The sequence below is a fragment of the Streptomyces sp. NPDC005485 genome (assembly GCF_040606085.1).
Lineage (GTDB): Bacteria > Actinomycetota > Actinomycetes > Streptomycetales > Streptomycetaceae > Streptomyces.
The window spans coordinates 1-16,046 of sequence record NZ_JBEXDZ010000099.1; the positions used below are offsets into that span (position 1 = coordinate 1).

The following is a 16,046-nucleotide window of genomic DNA, read 5'->3' on the forward strand; positions in this document are numbered from 1 at the left end:
CTGGCCCGATCCGACCTGCCCTCGCTGCGGCGCGGCGCCGATGCGGCCCGCACCACCGGCGGGAGCACCCGCACCGAGAGCCGGTCCGCCCGCCTGGCCGTTGCCGCGGCGCGCGGCGGCGACACCGGCCGAGGCCTGCGCGGCGGCCGGACCGCCGATGCCCGGCGCGCCCTGGCCCTGACCCGGCTTGCCCGGAACGGGCTTCTTGCCGCCCTGGGCGACGTCGACGGGGAGCATGACCAGGGCGGTCGTACCACCGGAGTCGGACGGGCGGAGCTGAATACGGATGCCGTGACGCTGCGACAGCCGACCGACCACGAACAGACCCATGCGGCGCGAGACCGAGACGTCCACGGTGGGCGGCGAGGCGAGCCGCTCGTTGATCGCGGCGAGGTCCTCGGGGGAGAGGCCGATGCCGGTGTCGTGGATCTCGATCAGTACGCGGCCGTCGGGCAGCGCGTGACCGGTGACCTTGACCTTGGTCTGCGGGGAGGAGAACGAGGTGGCGTTCTCCAGCAGCTCGGCGAGCAGGTGCACGAGGTCGTTGACGACGCGTCCGGCGACCTCGGTGGCCGGGACCGAGGAGAGCTCGATGCGCTCGTACTGCTCCACCTCGGAGGCGGCGGCGCGCAGCACGTCGACCAGCGGGACCGGCCGGGTCCAGCGGCGGCCGGGCTCCTCACCGGCGAGCACGAGGAGGTTCTCACCGTTACGGCGCATGCGGGTCGCGAGGTGGTCGAGCTTGAACAGCGAGGAGAGCTGGTCCGGGTCGGCCTCGCGGGACTCCAGCTCGGAGATGAGCGAGAGCTGACGCTGGATGAGGCCCTGGGAGCGGCGCGAGAGGTTGGTGAACATCGCGTTGACGTTGCCTCGCAGGAGGGCCTGCTCGGCGGCGAGTCGTACGGCCTCGCGGTGCACGTCGTCGAAGGCCGCGGCCACCTGGCCGATCTCGTCCCGGGAGTGCACACCGACCGACTCCACGGACGTGTCGACGTCCTGCGGGTCGGACTCGGAGAGCTGCTTGACCAGCTCGGGCAGGCGGTCCTGGGCGACCTTGGTCGCGGTGTCCTGCAGCCGGCGCAGCGAGCGGATCATGGAGCGGGCCACGACGAAGGCGCCGACGAGGGAGACGCCGAGGACGAGGAGGATCAGGGCACCGGAGATGATCGCTTCGCGCTCGGACTCGTTGCGCAGCTCGCGGGCCTTCTGCTCCATCTCGTTGAGCAGCGTGTCCTCGATCCGGGACATCGTCTGGATCTTGGTGGAGTCGGCGTCGACCCAGTCGCGGTACGAGCGCTTGTCCTGCCCGCGCAGACCGGCCGAGTTGGCCAGCACGCGCTTGGCGTACTCGTCGGCCGACTCGATGATCGGGTTGCCCTCGTCGATGGGCTTGAGGAGCTCGGCCGCGGCGTCGTCGCCGTAGATGTTCCCGAAGGTGCTGAGCTCGGAGGTCTGGCTCTCCTGCGCGCCGAGCGCGTACAGCCGGTCGTTCTCCGACAGCTTGCCGTACGTCGTGTTGTTCGCCGGCAGCGCGGCGGCGATGACCGCGCGCTGGACGGAGGCGTACTCCTTGGCCGTGGAGAAGGCGGACAGCGCGCGCGTGCGCTGGATCATCTCCGGGTTGCTGGTGGCCTCGGCCATGTCCTGGGAGAGGTCGAGCAGCTGGGAGATGAGGCGGTGGTACGACTCGACCGTCTGCGAGGAGTTCTTGGGGTCCTCGTACGCGTTGCGGCGGATGTCGCTGAGGGTCTTGAGCTCGCTGGTGAGGCCGACCAGGCTCTCGCGGACGCCGGTGAGCTGTCCGTTGGCGCTGGCTTCCTCGATCTCGTCGGTGCCCTCGATGAAGGCCTGCGACGCCTTGTCCGTCTTGTCGCGGACGCCCTTGACCTGGTAGTCGGTCGCCGAGGCGCCGTGCACCAGCGGACCGGCCGACTGGTCTCGCTCCGCCTGGAGCGCGGCGGCGAGCTGGGTCGCCTGCTTGGTCATGTCCGTCAGCAGCTTCATGTTGTCGAGCTGCTGGATGTCGTCCATGGAGTCGCTGATGCGCAGCGCGCCGAGCGAGGTCGCTGCGACCACGGGGAGCGCGAGCAGTGAGACCAGGCGCGTCGAGATGCGCCAGTTGCGCAGCGCTATTCGGGAGCCGGAGGTGCCGGAGCCCTTGGACTTCGCAGCCGGCTTGACCGGTGGAGTGGGAGCCGTGGCGCCGAGGCGTGCGGAACGGTCACCGCTGCCGCCGACCTCTGCCGGTCCCTGGTTCTGGGCGTGCTGGGGCGAGGAGCTGCCGGCCTTGGGGCCAGCCCCGCCGTGCGGCTCCGGCTCCGCCGAAGCACTGCCATCCCTCTTGAAACGTCCCTGCACTAGCGTCGCAACCTCTGGACCAGGCGCCTCTCCGCGTGAACGGCGAGACGGTGTCGGCGTCGTGGGAGCGCCCTGAATTCGCTCCCATGGTGGTCGTGAGTGACCGGCGCAGGCTCCCCCTTCCCGCCGCTACCCGGCGCTGCGTTGCGCCCCTTGCGCGCCGGTTCGATCCCGCGGCGGTCCGTGGAATTCCAGCACAGTGCAGGATCTCCAACAAGGCCCGTGGGCCAGGCTGTGACCACCGTGACACCTTGTGAGGGGTGCGTTACGAGACGTAGAAAGCGATCTCGTACATATCGGGCATAAAAGGGCGAGGTGTTGGGGTGCGGGGGGTGTCCCAGTCGCGATGATCAGGAGCGGAATGTTTGCTTCAGTGGAGCAATGTCCGTTTCGTCGGGTCGAGTTGATGGTCTGAATTGACCGGTTTGCCTACTAGTAGGTGAGCAAACTCACACGGTGATCATGGCGTCTTCACGGCTTCGCCCGGGAATTGAATGTTTAGCCTGACGCTTTACATCGATGGCGAATCCGACAACCCGCGTCCGCGTGAGGCCCTTTGAGCCCGCCGGATGCCCGTAAACGACAAGGTCACGGACAACAACAGTGAAGACGACGATGATGTTCCGCAACATAGCCAACCCGCGACGCACCACGCTGGCGCACCTCGAGGACGCCGACGACCTGCAGACGTCGCAACAGCCGGAGCACTCCGTCGACCTCCCCGCCCAGACCGCCAACCCGCGGCGCACCATCCTCATGGAGGTCCCGGTCGCGACCCCCGCCGGGAAGTAATACGCACGCCGGCCGCCCCACGCTCAAGCGCCCCCGCGCCGCTCAACCGCGAGGTGCCTGGCCCTTTGCCGCGTTAGCCTGGAGCGTCAGACTCCAGCCGGCTCAGCAGAGGGGCGCAACGAACCCGTGCGCATCGCCAGATTCTCCATCGACGGCAACGTCGCCTTCGGCGCGGTCGAGGGCGACAAGCCGGACGAGCTCGTCCTCGACATCATCAAGGGCATCCCGTTCGCGGACTTCGAGCTCTCCGGTACGAAGGTCCCCCTGAGCAAGGTCCGGCTCCTGCCGCCGGTGCTCCCGAACAAGGTCGTGGCCTTCGGCCGCAACTACGCGGCGCACGCGAGGGAGCTCGGCAACGAGGTGCCCGACGCCCCGTTCGCCTTCTTCAAGCCGTCGACCTCCGTGATCGGCCCCGGCGACGAGATCCAGTACCCGTCCTTCACCAGTGACCTCCACCACGAGGCCGAGCTGGCCGTGGTCATCGGCCGCATGTGCCGCGAGGTCCCGCGCGAGCGCGTCAAGGACGTCATCCTCGGCTACACCTGCGCCAACGACATCACCGCACGTGACGTCCAAAAGCGCGAGAAGCAGTGGGCGCGGGCCAAGGGCTTCGACAGCTCCTGCCCGCTCGGCCCCTGGGTGGAAACGGATCTCGACCCGAGCGACCTCACCATCCAGCTCACGGTCAACGGGCAGCAACGCCAGCTCGGCCGTACCAGCGAGATGATCCACACCATCGAGGATCTGATCGTGAACATCACCGAGGCCATGACGCTGCTCCCCGGCGACGTGATCCTCACGGGCACCCCGGCCGGAGTCGGGCCCCTCAACGTCGGCGACGAGGTCGCCGTCACCATCGAAGGCATCGGCACTCTCACCAACAAGGTGATCAAGCGTGGCTAACGCGAACGTCCGCGTACGTTTCTGTCCCTCCCCGACCGGCAACCCCCACGTGGGCCTGGTCCGCACCGCCCTGTTCAACTGGGCGTTCGCCCGGCACAACGAAGGCACCCTGGTCTTCCGCATCGAGGACACCGACGCGGCCCGCGACTCCGAGGAGTCCTACGACCAGCTGCTCGCCTCGATGCGCTGGCTGGGCTTCGACTGGGACGAGGGCCCCGAGATCGGCGGCCCCCACGCGCCGTACCGCCAGTCGCAGCGCATGGACATCTACCAGGACGTCGCAGCGAAGCTCCTGGACGCCGGTCACGCGTACCACTGCTACTGCTCGACGGAGGAGCTGGACACCCGCCGCGACGCCGCGCGCGCCGCAGGCAAGCCCTCCGGCTACGACGGCCACTGCCGCGAGCTGAGCGCCGAGCAGAAGGCCGCCTACGAGGCCGAGGGCCGGGCGCCGATCGTCCGCTTCCGGATGCCCGACGAGCCGATCACCTTCAGGGACCTGGTCCGCGGCGACATCACCTACCTCCCGGAGAACGTGCCGGACTACGGCATCGTCCGCGCGAACGGCGCCCCGCTCTACACGCTGGTGAACCCCGTCGACGACGCCCTGATGGAGATCACCCACGTCCTGCGCGGCGAGGACCTGCTCTCCTCCACCCCCCGCCAGATCGCCCTCTACAAGGCGCTGACCGAGCTGGGCATCGCCAAGGAGACCCCGGCCTTCGGCCACCTCCCGTACGTGATGGGCGAGGGCAACAAGAAGCTGTCGAAGCGCGACCCGCAGGCCTCGCTCAACCTCTACCGCGAGCGCGGCTTCCTCCCGGAGGGCCTGCTCAACTACCTGTCGCTGCTGGGCTGGTCGCTGTCGGCGGACCGCGACATCTTCACCATCGACGAGATGATCGCGGCCTTCGACGTCACGGACGTCAACCCCAACCCGGCACGCTTCGACCTGAAGAAGTGCGAGGCGATCAACGCCGACCACATCCGGCTGCTCGACGTGAAGGACTTCACCGAGCGCTGCGCACCGTGGCTGACGGCCCCCTTCGCCCCCTGGGCGCCGGAGGACTTCGACGAGGCGAAGTGGCAGGTCATCGCCCCGCACGCACAGTCCCGCCTCAAGGTCCTCTCCGAGATCACGGACAACGTCGACTTCCTGTTCCTCGCGGAGCCGGTCTTCGACGAGGCGTCCTGGACGAAGGCCATGAAGGAGGGCTCGGACGCGCTCCTCGGCACCGCCCGGGAGAAGCTCGACGCGGCCGACTGGACCTCCCCCGAGTCGCTCAAGGAGGCCGTCCTGGCCGCCGGCGAGGCCCACGGCCTCAAGCTCGGCAAGGCCCAGGCCCCGGTCCGGGTCGCCGTCACCGGCCGCACGGTGGGCCTGCCGCTCTTCGAGTCCCTGGAGATCCTGGGCAAGGAGAAGGCACTGGCCCGCATCGACGCGGCCCTGGCGAAGCTCGCGGCGTAACGCGCGCATGCATGAGGGGCGGCAGCCGACGTGGCTGCCGCCCCTTCGCGTTCTCCTCGATCGCCGCCGCTTACGTCGATCGACACGGAGCGTTCATGATCGGTTCGCCGAGGCGTGACGCGCGCCTTCGACCCTCGTCGTCATGTCATCCCGGAGAACCACCCTGAGACTGGCCGTCCCCGCGGGCCTCGCGGCCCTGATGCTCGCCGCCGGTGGCGCCCTGTCCTACGCGTCCGCCGCCAACTGGACCTACAGGAACGACTACGAGGGCAACTGCCTCGCCTCCTCGACCACGACGGACAACGTCTGGTCGGCCCCCTGCGACGACTCCCTCGTGACCCGGAACTGGCACTGGGGCGCGCAGACGACGACCGCCTTCGGCTACACCTTCCGTCGGCTGGTGAGCAACGCGAACGGCGACTGCCTCACCACGGACTTCAAGACACAGAACAACGCCGTGTGGACGAGCCCCTGCGGCAGCGGCGGCATGCAGTGGTGGAACGGCGACGACAACCGCCTCCAGAACACCTGGACGCACGAACTGCGGACCTCGGCCAACGGCGACGCCGTCTACAGCAGCACGGCCGACGCCCGGATCGAGCCCGAGCGGTGGGTCTGGTGGGGCGCGCACGACTGACGCGTTCCACGGACACCTTCCGCCGCGTTACCGTCGACGTCATGGCGATCGAAGCCGTGGTCTGGGACGTCGACGACACCCTCTTCGACTACACGACAGCCGACCGCGCCGGTATGCGCGGGCACCTGGCGGCCGAGGGGCTGCTCGACGGGTACGACACCGTTGAGCAGGCCCTCGCGCGGTGGCGGGAGGTCACCGACCAGCAGTGGGGGCGGTACGCGGCGGGAGAGGCGTCCTTCGAGGGGCAGCGCCGCGACCGGGTCCGGGTCTTCCTGGGCGAGGAGCTGACCGACGCGGAGGCCGACGCCTGGTTCCACCGCTACCGCGCCCACTACGAACGCGCCTGGGCCCTCTTCCCGGACGTACTGCCCGCCCTGGACCTCCTCGCCGCCAGCCACCGCCACGGGGTGCTGTCCAACTCCAGCATCCACGTCCAGGAGTACAAACTCCGCGCCCTCGGCGTGCGCGAGCGCTTCGAGATGGTCCTGTGCGCCGCCGAACTCGGTGTCTCCAAACCCGATGCCCAGGCCTTCCGCGCCGCCTGCGACGCCCTGGAGCTGGCCCCGCACCGGGTCGCCTACGTCGGTGATCACCCGGAGATCGACGGGCGGGGAGCCGCGGACGCCGGGCTCCTGTCGGTCTGGATCGACCGCGGTGGCATGTACGCCATGGTGGAGGCGCCGGTCGGCCCCCATCGGATCGCCTCGCTGGCCGAACTCCCCGCGCTGCTCGGCGCGGATACCCGTTTTGGAGCCCCGTCCACCTTCGGGTAATGTTCTTCCTGCGCCGCCGGAGAGCGGGCCGAAAGGCCGGAGACCCGGAGGCGCAAGCTAGAACAAGATCCCTACCAGGGATTGAGTTTCAGTGGCCTATGGTGTAATTGGCAGCACGACGGTTTCTGGTTCCGTTAGTCTAGGTTCGAGTCCTGGTAGGCCAGCTCGCAGAGCTTATCTGCACCGCAGAGATCCAGCTCTGCAAAGCCCCCGTTGTGTAGCGGCCTAGCACGCTGCCCTCTCACGGCAGTAGCGCCGGTTCGAATCCGGTCGGGGGTACAGATCCTTCCCAGGGGGACAGTCCGGGTCGCACCCGCTGCCTCTCATGCAGGATCGCTAGGGCCCCCGTTGTGTAGCGGCCTAGCACGCTGCCCTCTCACGGCAGTAGCGCCGGTTCGAATCCGGTCGGGGGTACGCAGTTGGTTTAAATCACCATGGGCTATGGTGTAATTGGCAACACTACGGTTTCTGGTACCGTCATTCTAGGTTCGAGTCCTGGTAGCCCAGCTCCGATCTGCGGAAACGCAAGATCTAGGCCCCCGTTGTGTAGCGGCCTAGCACGCCGCCCTCTCAAGGCGGTAGCGCCGGTTCGAATCCGGTCGGGGGTACGCGAAATGAAGGCTCTCCACTTCGGTGGGGGGCCTTCGTCATGTTCCCGCGCCGGCTACTCGAAGCCGTACCGCCGCGTCGTCTCCTCCTCCTGGGCCAGGCGGTGCAGGGCCTGCAGCGCCGGCTCGTTGATGATCGCCCCCAGGATCGCGAACTCGATCCGCTCCTCCTCCGACGAGTGCGTCTCCAGGTTGTCCAGGTCGAGGACGGCGGTCCGGTACATCAACTCGGCGTACGGCGTGAGCAGTTCGTACCCGAAGTCGTAGCCGAGCCGACGGAGTGCGGCCACCGCCACCACCAGTGAGCGGTACGCGGGGGAGACGGGCGCGAGCTGCTTGGCGTTGTGCCAGCCGAGCCGGTCGAGGAGCGCGCTGACCTCCTGTTGCGCGGTCTGCACGTACTCGTCGTCCTCGTCCGGCTCCGGCACCTGCGGCAGCGCCCACATCGCCGCGCCGAGGCGGATCGAGCGGCCCAGGGAGTCGTCGTCCACGTGCCCGAGCACCTCGCGCACCTTCGCCACCGGCACCCGGCCCACCTGGATCATCGCCCGCACGAGCCGCAGCCGACGCAGATGCTCCTCGTCGTACTCGGCCGTCGTGGTGTTGATCTGGCGGCCGGGCGGCAACAGCCCTTCGCGCAGGTAGTACTTGATCGTCGCCGTGGACACACCGCTGCGCTCGCTCAGCTCCGCCAGCCTCATCTCTTGCGCCTTTCCTTGGGAAGTGCCACTATCTAACCATCGCCAGAAGGATAGTGGCGCTATCTGACTGAGGGGGATCGGCATGTTCGCGAAGCCGGTGTCGGGTCGTACGACCGCGGCGGCCGAGGGTGATGTGGTGGTGCTGCTCATCGGGATGCGGGTCAACCACTTCTGGGCGGTGCACCAGTGGCTGCCGGTCATGCTGTCGATGTTCCGCATGCTTGGGGAGCTTGCGCGGGACCGTGACCGGGGGCTGCTGGGGCATGTGATGCTGACGGCCTCGCCGCGGACGTACTACGTCGTCCAGTACTGGGAGTCCAAGGAGAAGCTGTACGCCTACGCGTCGTCGCCGGAGATGTTCCACCACAGGGCCTGGGCGGTCATCAACCGCAAGGAGCGCCAGGGCAAGGCGCGCGGACATGTGGGCCTGTGGCACGAGACGTACGTCGCACCCGAGGGCTCGTACGAGTCGATCTACTTCGACATGCCGGCCTTCGGCCTGGCCAAGGCGCGAGGTCAGGTGCCCCTCGAGCGGCGGGGCAGGTACGCGAAGGACCGGTTCGCGCACCGGTCGGCGGCGGGGGCGGCCGACAAGGCCGGGTGACCAGGGGGGATCGGGGGATCGAGGAGGGCCTGCCGCGGCGTTGAGGCAGGCCCTCCTCGAATGTGTCCGAAGGGTTTGCGGCGGTGGTCAGCCCGTGCGGCGCAGGGCCTCGGAGAGGCGGCCGGCGGCGTCGATGACCGCCTGGGCGTGCATGCGGCCCGGGTGGCGGGTCAGGCGCTCGATCGGTCCGGAGACCGAGACGGCGGCGACCACCCGGTTGGAGGGGCCGCGCACGGGCGCGGAGACGGACGCGACGCCCGGCTCGCGCTCACCGATCGACTGGGCCCAGCCCCGGCGCCGTACGCCCGACAGGGCCGTCGCCGTGAAGCGGGCGCCCTGCAGACCGCGGTGCAGGCGCTCCGGCTCTTCCCAGGCCATCAGGATCTGGGCGGAGGAACCGGCCTTCATCGTGAGCGTGGAACCGACCGGGACCGTGTCCCGAAGGCCCGACAGGCGCTCGGCCGCGGCGACGCAGATGCGCATGTCGCCCTGGCGGCGGTAGAGCTGGGCGCTCTCGCCGGTGATGTCGCGCAGATGCGTGAGCACCGGGCCCGCCGTCGCGAGGAGACGGTCCTCGCCGGCGGCCGCGGCCAGCTCGGCGAGCCGGGGGCCGAGAATGAAACGGCCCTGCATGTCGCGCGCCACCAAGCGGTGGTGTTCAAGTGCCACGGCGAGACGATGTGCCGTGGGTCGTGCCAGCCCGGTCGCCGCGACCAGACCCGCGAGGGTGGCCGGACCGGACTCCAGAGCGCTCAGGACAAGGGCTGCCTTGTCCAGAACGCCGACGCCGCTACTGTTGTCCATGCAACGATACTCGCGTCTCACTCTGTGAAACGCAAGTTCAATTTCTCGTGGAACGCGCCACCCTGGTGAGTACAGCGGCCCGCGGACCAAACGGGCCCGGCGGCGGCTGCCCGACACGAGGGGTAGGGACGTTGCCGCACCGAAATCTCTAGTTGGGCCGGCGCCACACAGGCCGGCCGGAGGGAAAGCGATGGGTAGGACACTCGCGGAGAAGGTCTGGGACGACCACGTCGTCCGGCGCGCCGAGGGCGAGCCCGACCTCCTCTTCATCGATCTCCATCTCCTGCACGAGGTGACCAGCCCGCAGGCCTTCGACGGCCTCCGTCAGGCCGGCCGGCCCGTGCGCCGTCTCGACCTCACCATCGCCACCGAGGATCACAACACCCCGACCCTCGACATCGACAAGCCCATCGCGGACCCGGTCTCCCGGGTCCAGCTGGAGACGCTGCGCAAGAACGCCGCCGACTTCGGTGTGCGCCTGCACTCGCTGGGTGACGTCGAGCAGGGTGTCGTCCACGTCGTGGGACCGCAGCTGGGCCTGACCCAGCCCGGCACCACGGTCGTGTGCGGTGACTCGCACACCTCCACGCACGGTGCGTTCGGCGCACTGGCGTTCGGTATCGGCACCTCCCAGGTCGAGCACGTGCTGGCCACCCAGACGCTGCCGCTGGCCCGTCCGAAGACCATGGCCATCACCATCGACGGCGAACTGCCCGAGGGTGTCACCGCCAAGGACCTGATCCTCGCCATCATCGCGAAAATCGGTACCGGCGGCGGCCAGGGATACATCCTGGAATACCGCGGCTCCGCCATCGAGAAACTCTCGATGGAGGCCCGGATGACCATCTGCAACATGTCGATCGAGGCCGGTGCCCGCGCGGGCATGATCGCCCCCGACGAGACCACCTTCGCGTATCTCAAGGGCCGCGCCCACGCTCCCGAGGGCGCAGACTGGGACGCCGCGGTGGAGTACTGGAAGACCCTGCGCACGGACGAGGACGCGGTCTTCGACGCCGAGGTCTTCATCGACGCCGCCTCGCTGTCGCCGTTCGTCACCTGGGGCACCAACCCGGGCCAGGGTGCGCCGCTTTCGGCGTCCGTCCCCGATCCCGCTTCGTACGAAGACGCTTCGGAGCGGCACGCCGCCGAAAAGGCCCTGGAATACATGGGGTTGACCGCCGGAGAGCCGCTGCGCGACATCAAGGTCGACACCGTCTTCGTAGGTTCGTGCACCAACGGTCGTATCGAGGACCTGCGTGCCGCCGCCGCGATCGTCGAGGGCCGCAAAGTCGCCGACGGCGTACGGATGCTGGTGGTCCCCGGGTCCGCGCGGGTCGGTCTGCAGGCCGTCTCGGAGGGCCTGGACGTCGTCTTCAAGGAGGCCGGCGCCGAATGGCGGCACGCGGGCTGCTCGATGTGTCTGGGCATGAACCCCGACCAGCTGGCACCCGGTGAGCGCTCCGCGTCCACCTCCAACCGCAACTTCGAGGGCAGGCAGGGCAAGGGCGGCCGTACGCACCTGGTCTCGCCGCAGGTGGCCGCCGCCACCGCCGTACTCGGCCACCTGGCCTCCCCGGCCGACCTGTCCGACGCCCCCGCGCCCGCTGGAGTCTGAGAAGTCATGGAAGCATTCACCACGCACACCGGCCGGGCCGTCCCGCTGCGCCGCAGCAACGTCGACACCGACCAGATCATCCCCGCCCACTGGCTCAAGAAGGTGACGCGGGACGGGTTCGAGGACGGGCTCTTCGAGGCCTGGCGCAAGGACTCCTCGTTCGTCCTCAACCAGCCCGAGCGCAAGGGCGCCACGGTCCTGGTGGCCGGCCCCGACTTCGGTACGGGCTCCTCGCGCGAGCACGCCGTCTGGGCACTGCAGAACTACGGCTTCAAGACCGTCATCTCCTCCCGCTTCGCCGACATCTTCCGCGGTAACTCGCTGAAGAACGGCCTGCTCACAGTGGTTCTGGAGCAGAAGACCGTGGACGCGCTCCAGGAACTCACGGAGAAGGACCCGCAGGCCGAGATCACCGTCGACCTGGAGCGGCGCGAGGTGCGCGCCGAAGGCATCACCGCCTCCTTCGAGCTGGACGAGAACTCCCGCTGGCGGCTGCTGAACGGGCTGGACGACATCTCCATCACCCTCCAGAACGAGGGCGACATCGCCGCGTACGAGGCCAAGCGCCCCTCGTACAAGCCCAAGACACTCCCGGTCTGACACAAGGCTGGTTTCAGCCACCTGCAAAACCCCTCTGTACCCCCAATCGTGGACGGTTGGGGGTACAGCTGTGTCCGCTCCCCGAGGGGGTTCGGGAGCCGGTCCGGAAGGCTCAACTCACCTAGTTACAAAGGTCGTTACCGGGGTAGCCGAACCACAGTGCCGCGTCGTGCCGAGGCGCTCAGGAACCCCTCGGGGGACGGCAGTTACCCCCTGCGCAGGCGACAACTCGCCCCAGATGGCACAATCTGTGCATGGAACACGACGGCCAACTCGAGCTCTATACGGCGGTCGCGGCCCAACTCAAGGAAGCGCACACAAGAGTGCGCGCACTGCAAGTCCCGGAGGGCGTACGGATGGCGCTGACCCGGAAGCTGCTGGTCATTACGGCCGTGGCCAAGCACGATCTCGCCGATGCGACAAGGCGTCTGGAGCGCTTCACCACCGACCTCGACGAGGGTCAAATCCTCGAAGAGGACCGCTGAGGAACACACGCGACAGCCCGAGTTCGTTGCGGCACAAGGGTGATTAGCCCGTTTCGTGTTTGATTTGCGGTATATATCTGCCTAACGTGCGAAAAAGCTTGAACGCATTCGTTCGGGCAATGTCTCCGAAGGGGAAGACGTGAACAAGGCGCAGCTCGTAGAAGCGATTGCCGACAAGGTCGGAGGGCGTCAGCAGGCCGCCGACGCGGTCGACGCCGTACTGGACGCGATCGTCCGTGCGGTTGTCGGCGGGGACCGGGTCTCGGTCACCGGCTTCGGTTCCTTCGAGAAGGTGGACCGTCCGGCCCGTTACGCCCGCAACCCGCAGACCGGTGAGCGCGTCCGGGTCAAGAAGACCTCCGTGCCGCGCTTCCGCGCGGGCCAGGGGTTCAAGGACCTGGTGAGCGGTTCGAAGAAGCTCCCGAAGAACGACGTCGCGGTCAAGAAGGCCCCGAAGGGCAGCCTGACCGGCGGCGCCGCCTCGGCGACGGTCAAGAAGGCCGCGGCCAAGAAGGCCACCACCGCCAAGAAGGCGACGGCCAGGAAGGCCACGACCGCCGCCACGGCGAAGAAGACCACGGCGAAGAAGACCACCGCCAAGAAGACGACGGCCACGGCCAAGAAGACGACCGCCAAGAAGACCACGGCGGCCGCCAAGAAGACCGCGGCGAAGAAGACCACCGCCAAGAAGGCGACGGCCAAGAAGGCCCCGGCGAAGAAGGCGACGGCCAAGAAGGCCCCCGCCAAGAAGTCGCCGGCGCGAAAGACCACGGCCAAGAAGGCCACCGCCCGCAAGTAACCGGGGTACAGGGCCACTCACGCGCCGGGCCGGGCTCCCATCGGGAGCCCGGCCCGCGGCGTGTCCGGCCCGGATCTCCCGGCGTTCAGAACGTCTGCAGAGTGATCAGCGTGATCCGGCGGGCCTCGCCCTCGCCCGCCGTCTCGATGCGCACCCGCTGCCCCGGGCGCAGCAGCCTCAGCCCGCCCGCGTCGAACGCCGGGCCGTCGAAGGGCACCGGGGTGCCGTCGTCGAGCAGCACCTGGCCGCTGCGGGTCTCGGGGTCGTACGTGTACGCGGTCGCCTGCATGGCGGAAGCCTACTGGCCGAGGCTCAGCACCCTCGCGGCCACCGCCGCCGTACGTGGTCCCACGCCCAGCGCCAGCGCCGCCCGCAGATCGTCGCCGGTGTCCACGTCCTGGCGTACGGAATCCACCGCGTCCAGCGTGAGTTCCACGGCGCCCGACGCGCGATGGCGGGCCCGGGAATCCGTACCGAAAGCCGGGAGCAATTCCCATCCCGGTCCCGCGGCCAGCAGAGTGGTGCCGATTGCGGCCGCATCGGGAAGAAAAGCGCGGGGGAATTCGGCGGCCGCGTCGAGTACCCGGGACAATTCCAGCGGGCGCAGCGCCGGGAGATCGGCGTTCAGGGCCGCGACCGCGCTTTCCGGTCTTCGCGAGCGCACGGCCGCGGCGCCGTGGGCCAGGGCGGTGTTGAGCCCGCCGGCGGGCTCCTCCGGGACGATCCGGGCGCCCAGCAGGGACAGCTCGCGGCCGGCGAGGGCGTCGTCCGTGACGACCGCCACATCGCGGACCGCGGGGCAGGCGAGCGCTGCCGCCACCGTGTCCTGCGCGAAGGCCAGGGCGAGTCCGGGGCGCAGTCCTTCGGCGGCGGTGTCCGACAGCCTGCTCTTGGCCCGCGCCAGGGGTTTGAGGGGTATGACCAAGGTCCACTGCACGAGCGTTGCGTCCCTCCCTTGTCGCGCCCATTGTGACCTGGACGCAATGGCAGCCGCGCCCTCGGGGCGTACGGTGTTCTCGACAGACCGACGGCCCGGGGCGACACTTGTGCGGCCCCCCAGGCCCTAGAGGAAGGTGTCCGCGTGCCCCGCCGCAGAATCGGCTTCTGGTACCGCTTCGCAGCGGTCCTCTGCAAACCGCCACTGGTGGTTCTGATCAAGCGGGACTGGCGGGGAATGGAGAACATTCCTGACGAGGGCGGATTTATCACCGCGGTGAACCACAATTCGCACGTGGACCCCTTCGCGTACGCGCACTATCAGTACAACACCGGACGCGTTCCGCGATTCCTGGCCAAGGCCGGGCTTTTCCGGAAGGGATTCGTCGGTGCCGCGATGCGCGGCACCGGACAGATCCCCGTGTACCGCGAGAGCACGGACGCGTTGAGCGCCTTCCGCGCCGCGATCGCGGCCGTGGAGCGCGGCGAGTGCGTCGCCTTCTACCCCGAAGGCACCCTCACCCGCGACCCCGACGGCTGGCCGATGACCGGCAAGACCGGCGCCGCGCGCGTCGCCCTGCAGACCAGGTGCCCGGTGATCCCCGTCGCCCAGTGGGGCGCCAACGAACTGCTCCCGCCGTACGCCAAGAAGCCCAACCTCCTTCCGCGCAAGACCCACCGTGTGCTCGCGGGCCCGCCGGTGGACCTGACGCGCTTCTACGACAAGGAGATGACCCCGGACGTGCTGAAGGAGGCGACGGAGGTCATCATGGCCGCCGTCACCGCCCAGCTGGAGACGATCCGCGGCGAAAAGGCACCCGAGAAGCCCTACGACCCGCGCCAGGTGCGGATCGAGCAGCGCCGCAGGGCCGCGGCGCTGGAGAAGACGCCGGAAACGGCACAGCAGGAAGAGGGGCAGGGGAAGTGAGCAAGCCGGTCAAGGCGGCCGTCTTCGGGACCGGATCGTGGGGCACGGCCTTCGGCATGGTGCTCGCCGACGCGGGCTGCGAGGTCACGCTGTGGGGGCGCCGCGCCGAACTCGCGGAAGCGGTGAACTCCACGCGGACGAACCCGGACTACCTGCCGGGCGTCGAACTCCCCGCGAACCTGCGGGCCACCACCGACGCCGCCGAGGCCGCGCGGGGCGCCGACTTCACCGTGCTCGCGGTGCCCTCGCAGACGCTGCGCGGCAACCTCGCCGAGTGGGCGCCGCTGCTCGCGCCGGACACGGTCCTGGTGTCGTTGATGAAGGGCGTCGAACTCGGCTCCGCGATGCGGATGAGCGAGGTCGTCGAGGACGTCTCCAAGGTCGGCGCGGACCGGATCGCGGTCGTCACCGGACCCAACCTGGCGCGCGAGATCGCCGCCCGGATGCCGGCCGCCGCCGTCGTCGCGTGCAGCGCGGAGCCGGTCGCCCAGCGCCTCCAGGCCGCCTGCCACACGCCGTACTTCCGCCCGTACACGAACACCGACGTGGTGGGCTGCGAACTGGGCGGCGCGGTGAAGAACGTCATCGGCCTCGCCGTCGGCATCGCGGACGGCATGGGCCTGGGCGACAACGCCAAGGGCTCGCTCATCACCCGCGGCCTCGCCGAGACCACCCGGCTCGGCCTCGCGATGGGCGCGGACCCGCTGACCTTCTCCGGCCTCGCGGGTCTCGGTGACCTGGTGGCCACCTGCTCCTCGCCGCTGTCGCGCAACCACACCTTCGGCACCAACCTCGGCAAGGGCATGACCCTGCAGGAGACCATCGCGGTCACCAGGCAGACCGCGGAGGGCGTCAAGTCCTGTGAGTCCGTGCTCGATCTGGCCCGTCGGCACGGCGTCGACATGCCGATCACGGAGACGGTCGTCGCCATCGTGCACGAGGGCAAGCCGCCGGTCGTCGCCGTCAAGGAGCTGATGTCGCGCACCGCCAAGCCGGAACGGCACTGACCGCGACGCGTGTTGCGGCGCGGACGGC

Annotated in this window: 17 protein-coding genes and 5 tRNA genes; 17 read left to right on the forward strand and 5 right to left on the reverse strand. The window is 69.1% G+C overall.

Features of this window, described 5'->3' with window-relative positions:
- The coding region (locus ABZS97_RS28325; RefSeq protein ID WP_356141953.1) for a nitrate- and nitrite sensing domain-containing protein at window positions 1–2,358 on the reverse strand (2,358 nt) is incomplete at its 3' end.
- A gap of 603 nt (window positions 2,359–2,961) precedes the next feature.
- Here ABZS97_RS28325 and ABZS97_RS28330 point away from each other — a divergent pair.
- From ABZS97_RS28330 to ABZS97_RS28375, 10 genes are all read left to right on the forward strand, one after another.
- On the forward strand, window positions 2,962–3,150 hold the full coding sequence (locus tag ABZS97_RS28330; protein WP_356141955.1) for a hypothetical protein: 189 nt from the start codon (window positions 2,962–2,964) through the stop codon (window positions 3,148–3,150).
- Window positions 3,151–3,276: 126 nt separating this feature from the next.
- Entirely contained in the window at window positions 3,277–4,053 is a 777-nt protein-coding gene (locus ABZS97_RS28335) for a fumarylacetoacetate hydrolase family protein (protein ID WP_356141957.1), read from the forward strand.
- Entirely contained in the window at window positions 4,046–5,521 is a 1,476-nt protein-coding gene (gltX, locus tag ABZS97_RS28340) for a glutamate--tRNA ligase (RefSeq protein ID WP_356141959.1), read from the forward strand. The genes ABZS97_RS28335 and gltX overlap by 8 nt, the downstream gene beginning before the upstream one ends.
- A gap of 142 nt (window positions 5,522–5,663) precedes the next feature.
- Window positions 5,664–6,158 (forward strand): hypothetical protein, encoded by a 495-nt coding sequence (locus tag ABZS97_RS28345; RefSeq protein WP_356141961.1) that lies wholly within the window; start codon window positions 5,664–5,666, stop codon window positions 6,156–6,158.
- 41 nt (window positions 6,159–6,199) lie between these two features.
- On the forward strand, window positions 6,200–6,931 hold the full coding sequence (locus ABZS97_RS28350; RefSeq protein WP_356141962.1) for an HAD family hydrolase: 732 nt from the start codon (window positions 6,200–6,202) through the stop codon (window positions 6,929–6,931).
- Between the two features lie 92 nt (window positions 6,932–7,023).
- Window positions 7,024–7,095: transfer RNA gene (locus ABZS97_RS28355), tRNA-Gln, on the forward strand.
- Window positions 7,096–7,137: 42 nt separating this feature from the next.
- Window positions 7,138–7,210 (forward strand) — tRNA-Glu (locus ABZS97_RS28360).
- 62 nt (window positions 7,211–7,272) lie between these two features.
- Window positions 7,273–7,345, forward strand: a tRNA-Glu gene (locus ABZS97_RS28365).
- Between the two features lie 21 nt (window positions 7,346–7,366).
- A tRNA-Gln gene (locus ABZS97_RS28370) sits at window positions 7,367–7,438 on the forward strand.
- Window positions 7,439–7,466: 28 nt separating this feature from the next.
- Window positions 7,467–7,539, forward strand: a tRNA-Glu gene (locus ABZS97_RS28375).
- A 56-nt stretch (window positions 7,540–7,595) separates the two neighbouring features.
- On the opposite strand, the gene ABZS97_RS28380 is transcribed toward ABZS97_RS28375, so the two are convergent.
- Window positions 7,596–8,240, reverse strand: a complete 645-nt coding sequence (locus ABZS97_RS28380; protein WP_356141964.1) for a MerR family transcriptional regulator — start codon at window positions 8,238–8,240, stop codon at window positions 7,596–7,598.
- An 82-nt stretch (window positions 8,241–8,322) separates the two neighbouring features.
- Between ABZS97_RS28380 and ABZS97_RS28385 the strand changes: the two genes are divergently transcribed.
- Window positions 8,323–8,844: a DUF4188 domain-containing protein gene (locus ABZS97_RS28385; protein WP_356141966.1), complete on the forward strand. Its 522-nt coding sequence runs from the start codon at window positions 8,323–8,325 to the stop codon at window positions 8,842–8,844.
- A gap of 87 nt (window positions 8,845–8,931) precedes the next feature.
- Here the strand turns inward: ABZS97_RS28385 and ndgR are convergent, their stop codons facing one another.
- The gene (gene ndgR, locus ABZS97_RS28390) at window positions 8,932–9,648 is read right to left on the reverse strand and encodes an IclR family transcriptional regulator NdgR (RefSeq protein ID WP_329221393.1); all 717 of its coding nucleotides are present in this window, start codon (window positions 9,646–9,648) and stop codon (window positions 8,932–8,934) included.
- Between the two features lie 190 nt (window positions 9,649–9,838).
- Between ndgR and leuC the strand changes: the two genes are divergently transcribed.
- The 4 genes from leuC to ABZS97_RS28410 all read left to right on the forward strand — a co-directional run bounded on the left by leuC (window position 9,839) and on the right by ABZS97_RS28410 (window position 13,147).
- Window positions 9,839–11,263: a 3-isopropylmalate dehydratase large subunit gene (gene leuC, locus ABZS97_RS28395; protein WP_356141968.1), complete on the forward strand. Its 1,425-nt coding sequence runs from the start codon at window positions 9,839–9,841 to the stop codon at window positions 11,261–11,263.
- Between the two features lie 6 nt (window positions 11,264–11,269).
- Entirely contained in the window at window positions 11,270–11,863 is a 594-nt protein-coding gene (gene leuD / locus ABZS97_RS28400) for a 3-isopropylmalate dehydratase small subunit (RefSeq protein ID WP_356141970.1), read from the forward strand.
- 254 nt (window positions 11,864–12,117) lie between these two features.
- Complete coding sequence (locus ABZS97_RS28405; RefSeq protein WP_356141972.1) at window positions 12,118–12,348, forward strand: hypothetical protein; 231 nt, start codon at window positions 12,118–12,120, stop codon at window positions 12,346–12,348.
- A gap of 139 nt (window positions 12,349–12,487) precedes the next feature.
- Entirely contained in the window at window positions 12,488–13,147 is a 660-nt protein-coding gene (locus tag ABZS97_RS28410; protein WP_356141974.1) for an HU family DNA-binding protein, read from the forward strand.
- An 85-nt stretch (window positions 13,148–13,232) separates the two neighbouring features.
- On the opposite strand, the gene ABZS97_RS28415 is transcribed toward ABZS97_RS28410, so the two are convergent.
- Window positions 13,233–13,436 (reverse strand): hypothetical protein, encoded by a 204-nt coding sequence (locus tag ABZS97_RS28415; protein ID WP_356141977.1) that lies wholly within the window; start codon window positions 13,434–13,436, stop codon window positions 13,233–13,235.
- Between the two features lie 9 nt (window positions 13,437–13,445).
- Window positions 13,446–14,084 (reverse strand): 2-phospho-L-lactate guanylyltransferase, encoded by a 639-nt coding sequence (cofC, locus tag ABZS97_RS28420; protein WP_356141979.1) that lies wholly within the window; start codon window positions 14,082–14,084, stop codon window positions 13,446–13,448.
- Between the two features lie 144 nt (window positions 14,085–14,228).
- Here cofC and ABZS97_RS28425 point away from each other — a divergent pair, with 144 nt between their 5' ends.
- Together ABZS97_RS28425 and ABZS97_RS28430 are read left to right on the forward strand one after the other, a co-directional pair.
- Window positions 14,229–15,011: a lysophospholipid acyltransferase family protein gene (locus ABZS97_RS28425; protein ID WP_356141981.1), complete on the forward strand. Its 783-nt coding sequence runs from the start codon at window positions 14,229–14,231 to the stop codon at window positions 15,009–15,011.
- On the forward strand, window positions 15,008–16,018 hold the full coding sequence (locus ABZS97_RS28430) for an NAD(P)H-dependent glycerol-3-phosphate dehydrogenase (RefSeq protein ID WP_356141983.1): 1,011 nt from the start codon (window positions 15,008–15,010) through the stop codon (window positions 16,016–16,018). The genes ABZS97_RS28425 and ABZS97_RS28430 overlap by 4 nt, the downstream gene beginning before the upstream one ends.
- Window positions 16,019–16,046: the final 28 nt, after the last annotated feature.

Bases quoted from the DNA above. Each gene is read 5' to 3' on its own strand.
- ABZS97_RS28345 (WP_356141961.1), top strand. From the start codon at position 5,664: ATGTCATCCCGGAGAACCACCCTGAGACTGGCCGTCCCCGCGGGCCTC.
- ABZS97_RS28350 (WP_356141962.1), top strand. From the start codon at position 6,200: ATGGCGATCGAAGCCGTGGTCTGGGACGTCGACGACACCCTCTTCGAC.
- ABZS97_RS28380 (WP_356141964.1), bottom strand. From the start codon at position 8,240: ATGAGGCTGGCGGAGCTGAGCGAGCGCAGCGGTGTGTCCACGGCGACG.
- ABZS97_RS28385 (WP_356141966.1), top strand. From the start codon at position 8,323: ATGTTCGCGAAGCCGGTGTCGGGTCGTACGACCGCGGCGGCCGAGGGT.
- ndgR (WP_329221393.1), bottom strand. From the start codon at position 9,648: ATGGACAACAGTAGCGGCGTCGGCGTTCTGGACAAGGCAGCCCTTGTC.
- leuC (WP_356141968.1), top strand. From the start codon at position 9,839: ATGGGTAGGACACTCGCGGAGAAGGTCTGGGACGACCACGTCGTCCGG.
- leuD (WP_356141970.1), top strand. From the start codon at position 11,270: ATGGAAGCATTCACCACGCACACCGGCCGGGCCGTCCCGCTGCGCCGC.
- ABZS97_RS28405 (WP_356141972.1), top strand. From the start codon at position 12,118: ATGGAACACGACGGCCAACTCGAGCTCTATACGGCGGTCGCGGCCCAA.
- ABZS97_RS28415 (WP_356141977.1), bottom strand. From the start codon at position 13,436: ATGCAGGCGACCGCGTACACGTACGACCCCGAGACCCGCAGCGGCCAG.